Below are 15,419 nucleotides of genomic sequence, written 5' to 3'. Positions count from 1 at the left end.
CCCTTTAGGCAATTGAAAAATTAATGAATGGAGGACGATTCATGAGTATAATTCCCTGCAACGCGCTCGCCTCGCTTACTCTTGCGAAGGATTTCCTTCCTGCAAGAATCAGCAGTTATGATACAAGCGGTGGCAACGCAGACTTCTGGGTTATACAACCTGGCGAAACAAAAACACTCGCCGACATCAAAGGTCCCGGCGTCATCAGCCACATTTGGTTCACTATCTCCTCGCCTGACCCGCTCTACCTCCGCAAACTCCTCCTCCGAATGTATTGGGATGAAGAAACCAATCCATCGGTAGACTCGCCGGTCGGCGACTTCTTCGGGCTTGGCCATGCTCGCGCCTACTCCTACCAGTGCGCCCCGTTCAACACAAGCAATTATGAGCGCGGCAAACTAGGCGGCGGCGTTGCTATGAATTGTTGGTTCCAAATGCCTTTCAATAAAAACGCACGCATCGAAATCGTAAACGAACAGCAGGAACCAGTTCATGCCTTCTACTTCTATATTGACTATCAGAAGCACCGCGCTCTCGGCGACGACGTCCTCTACTTCCACGCCAAATGGCGAAGAGAGAATCCTTGCGACGGTTGGACTGGGGACGGAAGCTGGTGGTTCTCCGAGGCATGGAAAAGGCGCCAAGCTGGTCCCGAAGGGAAAAACCTAACCGACGAAGGAAACTATCTCATCCTCGAAGCTGAAGGAAGGGGACACTATGTCGGCGTAAACTTCTCAATTGACCACCAAGCCAAGGGATGGTGGGGCGAAGGCGACGACATGATCTTTATTGACAGAGACGGTGAGCGCCTTTGGCCTCCTGATATGCACGGCACGGGAAGCGAAGACTACCTCGCTCACGCCTGGGGTATGCAGAACAACGCTCACCTCTACAATGGCCAAGCTTGGGCTGAGCTTGACCAAGGTTGGAATGAGTGGGGCAAAGTGTGCGTCTACCGCTACCACATCCTCGACCCCATTACGTTCACAAAAAATATTCGGGTCTCCATCGAACATGGGCATGCTAACGACCGAAGTGACGACTACAGTTCGGTTGCATATTGGTACCAAACCGAACCACATAAGGACTTTGCGCCAATGCTGCCTGTGGAATTGCGGCTGCCAAATCCGTAGAAACTCCGAAGAAAGCAGGCGGAGAAATTCCAAAAGTACTAGGCTTTTCATGACTTCTCCGCCAACAACAGAGCAAAGGAGATTCGTATGAATATCGTTCTCGTCGTTTTTGACTCGCTAAGGAAAGATTGTGTAGGCTGTTACGGCAAGCCTTTCTGGGGGGAGGTCCAAACTCCACACCTCAACAAACTCGCAGAGGAATCCCTCATAATGGACCGTGCATTCCCCGAATCGCTCCCCACCCTGCCTACCCGTCGTGCACTCTACACGGGCCAGCGTGTCTACCCATTCCACAACGGTGATTTCCGCCTAAAGGGAGATTTCGTTGGCGCGCCAGGCTGGGGTCCGATACCCGAAGACCAACCAACACTCGCCGAAATCTTAAGCGAGAATGGCTACAGAACGGCTCTCATCTCCGATGTCTATCATATGTTTAAGCCCTCCAAGAATTACTGGCGCGGCTTCGACCAATGGCTGTTCCTGCGCGGTCAAGAGCAAGACAAATACCGAAGCGGCCCCAAGCCATCAAAGGAAGACATTGACCACTGGCTGCCCAAAGAACTCCAAAACGAAAGAAAAATTGAGTTCATCACATACTGCCTCATGAACATGCATGACCGCGTTAAGGAAGAAGATTACTTCAATGCGCGCGTCATGATTGAATCTGCTCGATGGCTTGAACAAAATAGGGACGCCGATAAGTTCTTCCTAACCGTCGAAAGCTTCGACCCCCACGAGCCTTGGTTCGTGCCCGAACACTACCGAAGGATGTACGACCCGTCTGATGGACCAGAGCAGGTAATTTCAGGCTATGCGGATACCGATAAAATGAATCCCCAGCTTCTTCGCCGAACTCAGGCAAACTACAGCGGCCTTGTTACCATGTGCGACCGCTGGTTTGGCCACCTTTATGAGACTCTCCGCACCCTCAGCCTGCTCGACAACACTTTGCTCATCGTAACCGCCGACCATGGACACTCCATCGGCGACAAAAACTACATCGGTAAAAGAGGTTACCCCTCCGACAGGGCTGTTTACGATGTCCCGCTCATTATTCGCCACCCCGACGGCGTCGGTGCACGCAGGAGAAGCGACGTCCTCGTGAATCATACAGACATTTCTGCGTTCATCCTCGAAGCCGCCGGCGTCCCGGTGCCCGATGCATTCGACGGCATCTCCTTCTGGAAGGCGGCTCTCGGCGAGCAAGAGCCCGCCCGCAGCCATGTTACCGTCGCTTGGGGAACTGCTATCACTGTCATTGACGATAGGTGGTGGCTGAATATAAAGATAGATGGAACTGGCGGATTCCTTTATGATTTGAAAAACGACCAAAACCTTGAGAACAACGTCGCTGACCTTAACCACAGCGAAGTAAAGCGACTCTACCAGCTTGGCGTCAACGATGCGCGCGGCGGCTTCCCCGACTATCTCGTGGAGCTTTGCGCTAAACACGCTGATGCGCCGGGCTGCAGTTCCCTCGTCGCCAGGGAATAAGACCAACCTAAAACGTTTTAAATAAGCAAAAATACAATCGGCTTTGGAGGTAAAATTGAGAATTGTATACTTTGACCTAGATACTTTACGCCCAGATCATCTCGGATGCTACGGCTACCACAGAAATACATCGCCAAATATAGACAGCATCGCCGCCAGGGGCATCCGATTCGAGAACTACTACACTTCCGATGCCCCGTGCCTGCCTTCGAGGTCGGCTCTTTTTACGGGAAGATTCGGCATACATACCGGAGTAGTAGGCCACGGAGGAACAGCCGCCGACCCTTACATCGAAGGAGCAGAGCGCCGCTTCAAAAGCGCCGCCTCCGCAACGGCTTGGATGAGCATGCTAAGAAAAGCGGGCTTCCGAACAATCTCAATCAGCCCCTTTGCCGAACGCCACTCAGCTTGGTGGTTTTATACAGGCTTTTGTGAAATGATTAACACAGGCAAATCAGGCTTGGAGAGAGCCGATGAAATAACGCCGTTCGCATTGGATTGGATTAAGAGGAACGGAACAAAAGACAACTGGTTCCTCCAAATCAATTTCTGGGACCCACACACGCCGTACAGAACCCCACTGAACTACGGCAACCCTTTTGAAAACGAATCGCCACCCTCGTGGATGACCGAGGAGATTATACAAACACACCGCGCAAGCTATGGACCCCACAGCGCCTGCGAGCCAATTCACTTCGACGAGCCGCGAGACTACCCATTCCCGCGTGTGCCAACTTCCATACGCTCCCTTTCCGATTGGAAGCGCTGGATAGATGGCTACGACGTCGGCATAAAATATATGGACGACCATATAGGCCAAATCCTCGACTGTCTATCACACTTGGGAGTGCTTGACGAAACAATAGTAATCGTTAGCTCCGACCACGGAGAAAGTCTAGGAGAGTTGAACGTCTATGGCGATCATCAAACCGCTGATTTAACAACGTGCAGAATCCCGATGATTATCAAGTGGCCTGGCATGAAAGAAGGAGTTGTCGATCGCGAACTTCACTACAACCTAGACTTGCCGTCCACAATGATGGAAATACTTTCCGAGGACCCACCACCCATCTGGGATGGCCAAAGCTATGCGTCCACCCTCAAAACCGGAGCGCCCGCAGGCCGTCCATACCTCGTGTTAAGCCAATGCGCCTGGAGCTGCCAGCGCGCAGTAAGGTTCGGCCCATGGCTAATGATTCGCACATATCACGACGGAATGAAGAACTTTCCGCCAAGAATGTTGTTTAACGTTGAAAACGACCCGCACGAACTGCACAACTTGGCAGATAGGCGCCCCGAAATCGTAAACGAGGCACAAAAAATCTTAGACGAATGGCATGCGGAAATGATGACCTCGGCAACTCATCCCGTAGACCCTCTTTGGACTGTTATGAAAGAAGGCGGACCGTTCCACACGAGAGGAGAGCTTTCAAACTACTGTCGAAGACTTCGCGAGACCGGGAGGGAAATGCACGCGGAAAAGCTAGAAAAGCAGTATGGAAGCCAATAGCCTTAAGACAATCGGCGAACATATAACAGCAGTTAACGAGCGCAAAAAGCGAGCTTGCCAACTGCTTTGCAAGCATATACTTCAGAAGCCGAGGCACTGCCTAGCCAATTCGCTCTGCCAACAACCATGGTAGAAAATATACGATTGAGTTTCTTGATTCCATCAACAAGCAAGAAAGCCTTAACGAGGCCGTTGGAAGGCGGAACAAAAATGTTGCACGGTTGTGCAACAATGTTGTCCCGCGGTACAAAAGTTTTAGACCGAGGGACAAAAATGTTAGACCGCGGGACAAAAATGTTAGACCGAGGGACAAAAATGTTAGACCGAGGGACAAAAATGTTGTACCGAAGTACAAAAATGTTGTACGGCGGTACAAAAAGATTGCACAACTGTACAAAAGTTTTGTACCCAAGCCCAAAGATGTTTAAAAAATGCCAAAATGAATCAGCAAATCCTCGGAAAGCTTCCGCAAGCTGATATTGCGCGAAATCAGATTCGCATATAGAATGCAAACAACCACGAAGAAAGGAGACCCTTGGTAAATGTTTGAAAAGAAGTGGCTTACAACCATACTAACAATCGCTTTGGCATTAATTCTTTTCACTTCGATTGGTTACCCCGCTAAGACAACCCTACGCGTTACTGGAAGCGCCCTACACCTTGATAAGCACTTTCCTCAATTTGCGCATCTATGGCAAGAAGGATGGTCCCTCAAAGATGACAATGGGAACATTCTAATCTATGCCAAGCCAGACATGCCTCTCGGAGGGTATCTCTTCGTTTACTATCAGAACACTGGCGGCAAAGCTATCACGATAGAAGATCTTGCCATCGAGGGCGTCAAGCTCTCGGAGGGCATTGGAATAACGCATGCCACGAAAAATCCGGAGGAGAAATTTGGCGCAAGTATACTTTTGTCAAAGCTTCCGAAAGAAAAGCTGAACAGCCTTCAAGCCGCGGGCGCGCCTGTTTGGTGGAAGCCCGAACCTCGAGAAGTGCCCCCCGGAGGAATGGGTGAGATTGTCGTCCGTCTAAAGAAGAAGCCAACGATTCAACAAATCAAGGTTGACATCATAAGCGACGGGGGGAACGCAAGCACAATCGTTTCTACCGCCAAGGAATACCCCCGCTTCACGACAATCGCCTTCACTCCCGACCTTAGTAAGGTCTACCTTTATGTTAGACATCCCAAGGGAAACGTTAGACTTGGGAAGATATACCTTGACAAGGTTGACATAACCCCAAGGGCAAAAATCGCCCCGGGTCAAGCGGGGGAGATAACTCCAATCATTATTAACCTCGACAAACCACTTAAGTGGATGTCATATCACAACTTCACGGCAGTCTTCCAAGACGGCTCGGAAGCAATTGCTGGGATACGCGCATGGGGTCGTGAGATGGTGTACGGAATGTGGGGAGCGGGCTTCGTTGAAGGAGAACCCAAGGAAGCCGCTCGCAAGTTCTTGATGGATTGGAAAGAACACAACATCAACGTTCTAATGGGCCACATCTCAGGCAGTGCGGGCGACTACGTAAAAAGCGACGAAGGCTGGGAACTTGCGCAGTCCTTGGGCTTCGATAGAATGACTACTTGGGACACTGGTAAGTATAAGCCCGTTTTCTTCTTCCTGCAGGACGAACCTGATGCGCATGACGCGGCGAATGATGCGCTTAAACCAGCCGACCGCCTTGGGTCGCTGGGCCAATGGCTTGTCAAGTGGCAGGAGGTACTCAGGCGGCACGACCCTGATGTGCCGGTGCTTCTTAATATTGACAACACGTACAAGCCAGAGAACTGGTATATGTATCATCAGCTCTCCGACATCCCGTGCATAGACCCCTACTTCCCCGAACAGCAGGACTACTGCTTCAACAAACACCCTGGCGCATTTTTTGCCCACACTAAGCCAACTTATGTCTATGCCGTGAGCACCATTTCCCAGTCCTCCGCCCAACCAAAACCGCTCCACACGATTCTTTGCTCGACGAGGTACCGAGATGGAAAGGGCTATGAAGGACGTTTCCCCACGCCGGAGGAAAAGCGCATGGAAGTGTACTACACCATCTCGGCTGGCGCAAAAGGTATCTCTTATTGGTGGTTTAGTCCAGACGTGTACTGCATTGGTGTTGGAAAGGACGAACCGGCTGCACACGCCCTCTGGAAAGAAATAGGGCTTCTTGGCGCCGAAGTTCGGACTGCCGGCCCTGTTATAACGGTCAGCACGCCGGTTAGCCTGCCCACGAAATCTGATAGGTACCTTTGGGTTCGCTCGCTCCTATCGGGCATGAACACTGTAGCCGTCATAATCGTCAATGATGACGTTGCTTGCGACCGCCTCGGCACCGTGTTCAAGCCTGTCCAGAATGCGCACGTTTCCATCGAGCTCCCGAAATGGATTAAACCGACCGATGCATTCGAAGTTACTTATGAGGGAATCAAAGACATTGCGTGGAAGAAGGAAGGAAACAGGGTTGCCCTGGACCTAGGGACTGTGAACATCAGCCGATTCGTCATTATAACCGCGGATTCGACGTTGAAGGCGAACCTTAAGAAGCGCTACGAGACCATGTTTGCCGCCAACGTTGCTAAACTGCTTGCGCAGGAGAACTGACATGTCTTGCAGTGTGCCATCCTACCTAACAGGATACGAAGACCTTTACCGAAAAAACCCCAGGGAGGCGGCAATCCAGTGGTTTAGGGATGCAAAATATGGCTTATTCCTCCACTACGGATTGTACTCAATTCTCGGGCGGCACGAGTGGGTTCAATATTTTGAGAAGATTCCTGTCAGAGAATACGAGAAGCTGATTGAACGGTTCACGGCCGAGAGATTCGATGCGGAATATATAGCATCGTTCGCCGTAGATTGCGGGATGAAATACGTTAATATAACAACGCGGCATCATGAGTCATTTTGTCTTTGGGATACCAAGCAAACGTGGTTCAACAGCATGAATTCTCCGGCGCACCGTGATTTAATAGCGGAGTTAGCCGAAGCATGCAGGAAGGCAAGGCTGGGATTGTTTTTCTACTATTCACATGGCCGCGACTGGAGGCATCCACACGCGCCCAACAACGATCTATGGAAAGGAGCCCCAAGACCGCAGTATGATCCCCCTGAGCCAACATACGCCTACGGCGAACAACACAACTTGCAGATTTACATAGACTTTGTGGCGGCACAGATAACCGAGTTGTTAACGAATTACGGGCCGATTGCCGGCATATGGCTTGATGGCGTAGGCGTTCCATTATCTTACAACCGCGAAGCGTTCCGCTGTCAGGAGCTGTACGACATGATACACCGCCTACAACCGCAGGCGCTCGTGGCATACAAACAAGGTCTCCTTGGGACGGAAGACTTTCTCGCGCCTGAGTACAAGCCGGTAGAAAGCACGAAACCCGTAGAGATATGCGACACAATGATGCCCGACAAGGCTTGGGGTTATACAGCATCGCTTGAAGGAAAACACAAGACTGCGGACGAAGTTTGGGAGCTAATCCGAAACGCTAGAAAGCATGGATGCAACCTCCTCCTCAACACCGCTCCCTTGCCAGACGGGAGCATTGACCCTTATGACGATATGGTTCTTCGTAAGGTTGGGGAGCGCCTGCGCAGGGAAGGCTTTCCTGGCGAGCAGTGATTCTCAAACTTAGCTGGAGGGAAATTGAAAACAATGAGAAGAACAAACCACATTCTTGGGCTATTTTGCCTAATATTGCTTCTGGCTACCATTTTTGCTTGCAATGCTGCGCCCGAAATAATCGGAAGCTTTTATCGCGCTGACAAGCCGTTCCCGGAGTTTGCCTACTTCTGGAAAGAAAGTCCAAAGCCAGAAAACGAGACTGATTACCCTCCGCAAGCCCTTGGCGGCTCAATTCATGTATTTATTAGAAACGCTGAAAATGAAGCAATTGACATTAAAGATGTCATGCTCAACGACATCAGCCTAACTCGCGCAATTGCTTTTTCAGATAAGCGGAAGTTCAAAGGCGGCAAAATCTACGCCGCGCATGTATTCTTCTCCGACATCTCCGATGAGGAGCGCAAACAACTTGACAATGCTGGCGAACCGATATGGTGGCGGGCTGAGCCTCGTAGCGTCAAGCCGAGCGGAACCGCTGAGATTACGATTCGCCTTCGCAAGCCACCGCTGGCAAAGGAAGTCAAGGTTACTATTTTGACTAATAGCGACCAAATCCACACAGCGGTTTCTACCGAAAACAGCGTTCCAATGTTCGAAGGCATAGCGTTCTCGGATGACCTACGCAAAGCATATGCCTACGTTCGAAGCAATAACACACCGACAAAAATATTGTTGGACGGCAAAGACATCACAGCTTACTCGCAAATTGGGCAGGCGAACGCCTCAGGCATTATCCCGATTGTTTGCGCGTTCCATGCGCCCCTTGAGCGCGGCTCATTCCACACATTCCAAGCCATATTAGAAGACGGTTCAAAAGCCACCGCAGGAATTCGCGCTTGGGCGGACGAGTTTAGGTATGGCATTTGGGGCGGCAGACCTGGAAAGGAAACCGAACTAGAAATCGGCAAGGCGTGGGTTAATGAAATGGCCGCTCACAATATCAATCTCCAGATGGACATGATTGGCTCGGCCGCCGTTGCGCAGTTCATGAAAACCGATGAAGGCAAGCAATTGATGCAAACATTAGGGATAAAGCGAATTGTCGGCGATGTTGGAAAAGCGGTTTCGCCGGCGGCATATTATCTCGCCGATGAGCCCGACGCTGCTGACTCGAGGGTCCCCGATGTTCCAGCGGCGTTGAAAGTTGGAAGCCTCGCGCAAGGGTTAGTCAAGCTTGCCGAAGAAATACGTTCACTCGACCCAAACACTCCAAATATGGTGAACGTAGATATGACATTTAAGCCAAACAATTGGTATATCTACGGACAAATTGCCGACATATACGCAGCAGATCCATACTACCAAACACGTTTAGCGGAAGCATACTGGAAAAAACCCCACACAATCTGGATGTATAAGAAAGCTACGTTCGTCTATGCTGTCGGCGCTATTTGCCAATCTGCATGCGCCCCAAGACCTCTTCATTTGATACTAAACTGTACTCGCTTGCAGGAAGAAAATAGGAAGTTCAGATTCGGCACTCCACAAGAAAAACGAATTGAAGTATATTACGCCCTTGGAGCTGGCGCAAAAGCAATTTCTTATTGGTGGTTTCTTCCAATCGCCCCGAACGCAAAAGGCTCTTGTGGATGCGGCGCAGATGAACCCGAAGCAAAGGCACTTTGGCGAGAGATTGGCATCCTTGGCGCAGAAGTCCGAACTGCTGGACCTCTCATCGTTCGCAGTTGTCCTGCCAACCTACCGATAACATCCTCAAATAACATATGGTCGCGCTCGCTTCTTGTTGGGTTGGACACAGTCGTAATTCTCTGCGTGAACGATGACTACACAAACGATGACAAAGGAACGACTTACAAGCCAGTAGAAAATGTAGAACTTAATGTGACTTTACCTCCCTGGCTCAATCCCAAGATGGTATTTGAAATCAACTCAACGGGAACGGCGGAATTGAAGTGGGAACGGTCAGGTGGCAAACTTAACCTTCATCTTGGAACGGTGGACCTTACTCGGATGATAGTAGTAACGTCTGATGAGAGCCTTCGCAACCAACTTCAGCAACTCTATCAGACTAAATTCGCGGCGAACATAGAAAAATTGTAGCCTATCATGGCCAGGGGAACTCAGGCGTGGGAGCGCCGGTCAAGGCACCTATCAACGTCCACAATACAGCCATGCTAAACTCTCCCAGTACCATTCCAAGAAACCAAGGACGCGCGCGAACATAAAGCCGCATGCCTCCATATCTCAGCAAAAGAACCTTTATAATCCAGGCTACAAGCGCAGAGAACCAAAATACGCTTATAGTCCAAGAAACACACAACGCGTACCCTAACGGATGTAGAGGCCACCAATAGAACAATGATCTCATGTATGACAAGAATAAAGTAAAGATTACTCCCACACCAAAGAAAACTGGTGCCTGCCAATCCATGGGATTAGAACCAGCCATATGGCTTTCAAACTCGCGAAATGGTGCAAGATTTAGCCCTTGATAGACCGCTTGATAAAGCATGATGCCCCCACGTGAATATGGAATCACCATATGAAGAAATCCACCTACTATAAGCGCTGTGAGCGTACCAACTGCGAGCATGGGAAGTAGAGCTCTTCTTCTAATATAAACACCGTCAGACATTTTCAGGCTATCCAGAAACCCTGTGAAAAGCAATCCACGCTGGTCTCGAAGAAAAGCAACATCAAAAAAGGCAAGTAGCGTCATATTTGCCGCGCCAAGATTATGAACTGGAGCAAACATATGGTAAATGTCAACAGGCCTAAAGGACGTCTCGGTCATCAACATCCCAGCTTCTGCTGTACTTCTCGCCATGACAAGCGCAATGATAAAGAGAAAAACGCCAAATTCGAAAAATGCGACCCAGAGTGACATCCCGGCAAGCCATGACCAACCTGCAATTAGCGCAAAGCTGCCAAGCAATCCCCACACAGCTACACGATACGGCATCAACTCATTGCTATCATCCATCCGCTCTATACCCAAGGCAGTTCGAAATACGCGCTTAAGGTGGGGTAAAGAAACATAAATTAGGTATCCAACCAAAACAAAATATGCACCAGCTGTCTGATATGCCACAAAAAGATGCGTGCCATATACCGGCATGCGTTCCAGTTCCATTCCAAAGGATGCAGCTACTACGTCCTGGAAGCGCGCAAGAAGAGCAAAAAACCAAAGCGAAAAAATAAGTTCAGATGGCAGGAGGAAGAAGAACCCTATTGCCGCAAAAGAGACGTAAATCCACCAGCAGTAAATCTTGTCCCATGGCGGATTTACAAGATATGGATTGAGAAGTAGCTGGAGCGTTATTTCAGGAATGTTTGGAAACCAATTATGCAAGCCATTGAACGAAAATACAATAACAGGAAGCGCCATGCCGCCCCATAAGAGCTTATCCCTTAATATTGACCCGCCCTGCTCCTCTTTAACAAGTTCAAGCGGAGGCTGAACTAACGGAAATGATAGCTTCTCATTATCAACCCATTGACGTCGCAGGATAGTAGCCATGCATAGAAAAGCAAAAATTACTAATAGTACCAACACACCCCACGCTAAAAGAGGCACTGACCAGGCATGCCAAGGAATCGTTTCACCTGCCCGAAGTCCTTCAAAGAAACGGATTGCGGAAGATTGACTGGGGCCCGATTCTGGGTCGAAAGGCACAAGCCACTTTTTAATATGTGGGTAGAAAAGATCATGCCATCTGTTACTCGGATTGGCAAAGTAATTTGGTGTCACTAGCAAAGGAATAATCTTCTCAAGAATCCCGCGGGAGCAAACCATAGCGGCGACAATTATCATGCAGTAAATCATTATAAGCTCGGCTGCATTTAGGGCAAATCTAGCTGCTATCCTATGCAAGCATTTGTTCAATAAAACAACAAAGAAGAATATACCAATAGCAGCTGGGGGCATTTGGAGAAAACCAACTTGGATTCGCCCAATTACCAATTCAGCATATGATACGATGAAGCATACAACAACAACGAGAAAAATGCCTATAGAAAGCGCACGTACCGATATGCCTGACTTACCTTTTTCCAGCGCTGAAACCTTTAAACTTAGTTCTTTATCAGCTGATTTTTGAGAGCTAATTTGTGCTTTCCTGTTCATTACTTACAAATGGTGCTGGGAATAAAAGGCTAACAAGATAGGCAATCACAATTGCCCCAACTAGCGAGAAGGGTAAGATAAACATAAAAGATACCTTGACTTCGTTACCGGTCAAAGCCTTAGAAATTTCTCCATAGTACGAGACAACAGCGCCTATTACAAATCCTGAAAAGATGGCCGCCCACGCTCCCTGACGGTTTATTCTTTTAATAAAAAACGCCATGATAAATAGAGCTGCCATTGGAGCGATGAAGCAACCATTTATTTTTTGTGCAACCTCCATGAAATTCCCTTTTATAAAATGCTGCACAAAACTAACTAAGATAGCAATTGCTCCCACAATGATTCCTATTAACTTTGCCTTTCTCACCCGTTGGCGCTCGTCGTTTGAGCGAGAAAAGATTCTTGCAAAATCAACCATTATCACGGTCGTAATTGAGTTGACGCCAGATGATACGCTTGACATCGCAGCCGAGAAAAGTGCGGCAATCAAAACTCCCGAAAGGCCTGTTGGAAGCACATGCGCTATAAACCAAGGGAAGACATCATCAGCACCGCGTTTAAGCAGATAGAGCTTACCTTTAACTTCTCCCATCATCGCCATCTTATGAACAACTTCGTCGAGCACACCCGGCTTCGCATTCAACAAAAGTTCATTAGCAGCAGGTATGGTGCTAGGATTATGGATAAAGTAGCCCACTAAAGCTGCTCCACAAAAAGCCAGGACGCTAGCCACCATGGTATTTGCAAAAGCATTTGTGAGAAAACTTCTTCTTGCCATCCGGGCATCCCTAGTGCTTAGGTAACGTTGAATTGCAAGTTGGTCTGAGCTAGCTGTGCAAATCCACCAAACGATATACATGAAAATAATCCCTAAAACGGTAATTCGCTCTGTCAGGTCAAAGGAAAACAACTTTACGTTTGGCCATGATAGGCCGCCTGCAATTACAGGGTCATGAAAGTTTGGCCACCAACCGGTTAGACTTCCTGAACTGTATATAGCAAAAGCCACAACCGCCAGTGCACCACCAAAAAGAATGAACGCTTGAGTTACATCGGTAATGATAACAGCGCGTATTCCACCCATCGTCGTGTAAGAAATTGTAATTATACCCACAGCAAGAATAACGCTTTCGAGCGGCCATCTAGTCATCTGGGAAACAGCACGACTGCAAGTATAAACAACAAGGCCTGTCCACGTAATGCGAGTAAGAATGAACAAAACCGCTGCGGCTTGACGTATACCCATCCCAAATTGTTTCTCGAGAAGCTGATACCCTGAGGTTATCTTATGCTCCATTATCTTTGGAATAACAAGATACCCAATGAAGAAAAAGGAGATCCAAACTGAAAGTTGAGACCACAAAACGCCAAAGCCATTGGCAATTACTTCGCCTGGCATGGTCAAATAAGTAATAGTACTAATAAGCGTGGCCATTGTGGAAATGCCCACAATAAACCAATTCATGCTCCGACGGCCAAGGAAGTATTCATTTGTGTCGGTCTGCCGCGTGGAATAATATATCCCGATGCCCAGCATCCACAGCATGTAAATTGCGACAACCAGTGCATCCCAATAGCTCAGGCTCTTACTCATTAATAAAGCTCCAAGTCCTTAATAATAAAAATCAATTAAGACCAAAGTCTGTGGACATATTTTATGCTATATCAAGCTTTGCCATTAGGTTAAGACAAAGCTGCAAGGTGTGCGCCGCCTCAGCAAAGCTAGTTCGCATTGGCGCACCACCGTCAATTGCCGCCAGAAACGCCGTTGCCTGTCTTCTGAGCGCATCCGCATAGTCAGCTTGCTCGACTTGCAAATCTTCCCAGTTTTTGCGAAAAATTTTGCACGTGAATTCCGGCTCAACTACACGCAAAAATCCCTCTGCGCCTGCAAAATCAAGCATATTCTCATTAACTGGCTGGAATTGGTTGATATGCACCGTTCCCAGAGCGTCGTTTTCCTTAAACTTACAAGAAAGAGCTACTGTATCTTCAACCTCCACTCCCTCAAGCGCCAGATGTTTGACATACCCACACATTTCTTCAATTGGTCCCATATACCATTGGACAAGATCGAGAAAATGGGTTGCGCAGTCTAGCAGACAGCCTCCCCCTTGGTCACGCCGCGCATAGTATATCTCTCGGTAGTCGGGCCTGTATGTTGTGAAAGGCTGACCACCGTTGATGCGAGCGATAAGAACTTTTCCAAGCGCACCAGACTTTACCAGCTCACGTGCCCTCTCATGAGCCGGATGGTACCTGCGAACGTAAGCTACACCCGATGGGGGCGCTCCCGGTTTTTCTGCGAGCTTAAGAAGTTCCTCAACGCCAGCATAAGTATGAGAAAGAGGCTTTTCGGAAAGCACCGGCACTCCTTCAGTCAAACAACGAATCGAATAAGGGACGTGCGTAGGTGCAGGTGAACATATTACCACGCCGTCGAACTGTTTAATGTCAATCGAATCCCAATCATCATTGGAAATTTCTACATCAAACTCAGCGCGTGCCCGGGCCTTTGCCTCCTCTCGAGGGTCAATAACCGTTAAATGTGGTTTGGGGTTTTGGGTACTGAAAGCCCGCAATTGCTTCAAGCCAATGCTACCTGCTCCGACAATCAGTATGCGCTTCGCCAAATTTATTCTCCTCCTCAAATTTGAGAGTTTGACTGCCAACTTTTCGGCGCCTAGCGTCTCAAAATGGCATCCATTGCACGCGATGTATTTTCGATAAGAACTTCTGGGTAGTGTGCATACGGAGGAATCATCTCAGCCGTAAGCGGTCCATTATATCCAACTTCTTTCAGCGCCTTAATTACCGCTGGCCAATCCACATCACCGGAAAGAAGGTCTACAAACCCAGCAGCTGTTCCTACGCTTCTTCGGAAATCTTTAAGATGCACGCGTCTAATTCGCTTCCCGAGGATAAGAATCCAATCTTGAGGGTAGCCGATATAAACACAGTTGCCAACGTCAAAATAGACAGCTACCCAGGGATTTCTGAACTGGTCCACAAAGTTTGCCATTTCCATCGGACTAAGCAAGAACTTATTCCATACATTTTCGACACAGATAGTCACGCCTGCCGCTTCAGCATCGCCAATGAGCTTGCCTATCTCCTCTGAGGCACGTTTGTACGCATCTCCATATTTGACAACAGGTATGGAAGGGTCCCAAGGAACATCAACCGCACCAGGAACGACAAGCAAAGCATCCGTCCCAAGAGCATTGGCAGCAGCAATCGCTTTTTTATGAATCTCAACCGCTTTAGCCCGAATGGAAGTATCATCCGACGTGAAAGGCCATTGGAAACCAAGTGCACAGGCGAGACTGGCAATCTCAATTCCAGTATCTGCGATTGCCTCTTTTAATTGCCTAAGGTCATCCAATTTCGAATCGAGTGAAATTTCGCCGGTTACTGAGAAAGCTAGTTCTATAGCATCAAACCCAGCGACTTTTGCCTCTTTGCACGCTTGAACAACAGGTTTTGATGCCTCTAAGCCGCCCGGAAACGCCCAGTAACTTATGCTCTTAATCATAGCTTTACT

Annotated in this window: 10 protein-coding genes; 6 read left to right on the top strand and 4 right to left on the bottom strand. The window is 48.7% G+C overall.

Features of this window, described 5'->3' with window-relative positions; genetic code table 11:
* The first annotated feature begins 41 nt into the window (after positions 1–41).
* The 6 genes from QHH26_01330 to QHH26_01305 all read left to right on the top strand — a co-directional run bounded on the left by QHH26_01330 (position 42) and on the right by QHH26_01305 (position 9,846).
* Positions 42–1,133, top strand: a complete 1,092-nt coding sequence (locus tag QHH26_01330; GenBank protein ID MDH7480601.1) for a DUF2961 domain-containing protein — start codon at positions 42–44, stop codon at positions 1,131–1,133.
* Between the two features lie 87 nt (positions 1,134–1,220).
* Complete coding sequence (locus QHH26_01325; GenBank protein ID MDH7480600.1) at positions 1,221–2,627, top strand: sulfatase; 1,407 nt, start codon at positions 1,221–1,223, stop codon at positions 2,625–2,627.
* A 55-nt stretch (positions 2,628–2,682) separates the two neighbouring features.
* Complete coding sequence (locus tag QHH26_01320; protein MDH7480599.1) at positions 2,683–4,137, top strand: sulfatase; 1,455 nt, start codon at positions 2,683–2,685, stop codon at positions 4,135–4,137.
* A gap of 542 nt (positions 4,138–4,679) precedes the next feature.
* Positions 4,680–6,749 (top strand): hypothetical protein, encoded by a 2,070-nt coding sequence (locus tag QHH26_01315; GenBank protein MDH7480598.1) that lies wholly within the window; start codon positions 4,680–4,682, stop codon positions 6,747–6,749.
* 1 nt (position 6,750) lies between these two features.
* Positions 6,751–7,782: an alpha-L-fucosidase gene (locus tag QHH26_01310; protein MDH7480597.1), complete on the top strand. Its 1,032-nt coding sequence runs from the start codon at positions 6,751–6,753 to the stop codon at positions 7,780–7,782.
* Positions 7,783–7,815: 33 nt separating this feature from the next.
* The gene (locus QHH26_01305; GenBank protein ID MDH7480596.1) at positions 7,816–9,846 is read left to right on the top strand and encodes a hypothetical protein; all 2,031 of its coding nucleotides are present in this window, start codon (positions 7,816–7,818) and stop codon (positions 9,844–9,846) included.
* A gap of 4 nt (positions 9,847–9,850) precedes the next feature.
* Here QHH26_01305 and QHH26_01300 read toward each other — a convergent pair whose 3' ends face one another.
* The 4 genes from QHH26_01300 to QHH26_01285 form a co-directional block, all read right to left on the bottom strand.
* Positions 9,851–11,872: a hypothetical protein gene (locus QHH26_01300; protein MDH7480595.1), complete on the bottom strand. Its 2,022-nt coding sequence runs from the start codon at positions 11,870–11,872 to the stop codon at positions 9,851–9,853.
* Complete coding sequence (locus QHH26_01295) at positions 11,850–13,469, bottom strand: sodium/solute symporter (GenBank protein MDH7480594.1); 1,620 nt, start codon at positions 13,467–13,469, stop codon at positions 11,850–11,852. Before QHH26_01295 ends, QHH26_01300 begins: the two co-directional genes overlap by 23 nt.
* A gap of 61 nt (positions 13,470–13,530) precedes the next feature.
* Positions 13,531–14,508, bottom strand: a complete 978-nt coding sequence (locus QHH26_01290) for a Gfo/Idh/MocA family oxidoreductase (GenBank protein ID MDH7480593.1) — start codon at positions 14,506–14,508, stop codon at positions 13,531–13,533.
* A 50-nt stretch (positions 14,509–14,558) separates the two neighbouring features.
* A complete protein-coding gene (locus QHH26_01285; protein ID MDH7480592.1) occupies positions 14,559–15,410 on the bottom strand; it encodes a sugar phosphate isomerase/epimerase family protein in 852 nt (283 codons plus the stop codon).
* Between the last annotated feature and the right edge of the window lie 9 nt (positions 15,411–15,419).

The organism is Armatimonadota bacterium, from assembly GCA_029907255.1.
In the GTDB taxonomy this organism is placed as follows: domain Bacteria; phylum Armatimonadota; class UBA5829; order DTJY01; family DTJY01; genus JAIMAU01.
Note: the sequence above shows the minus strand (reverse complement) of the source record. Positions and strands in the feature narration are given on the sequence as shown.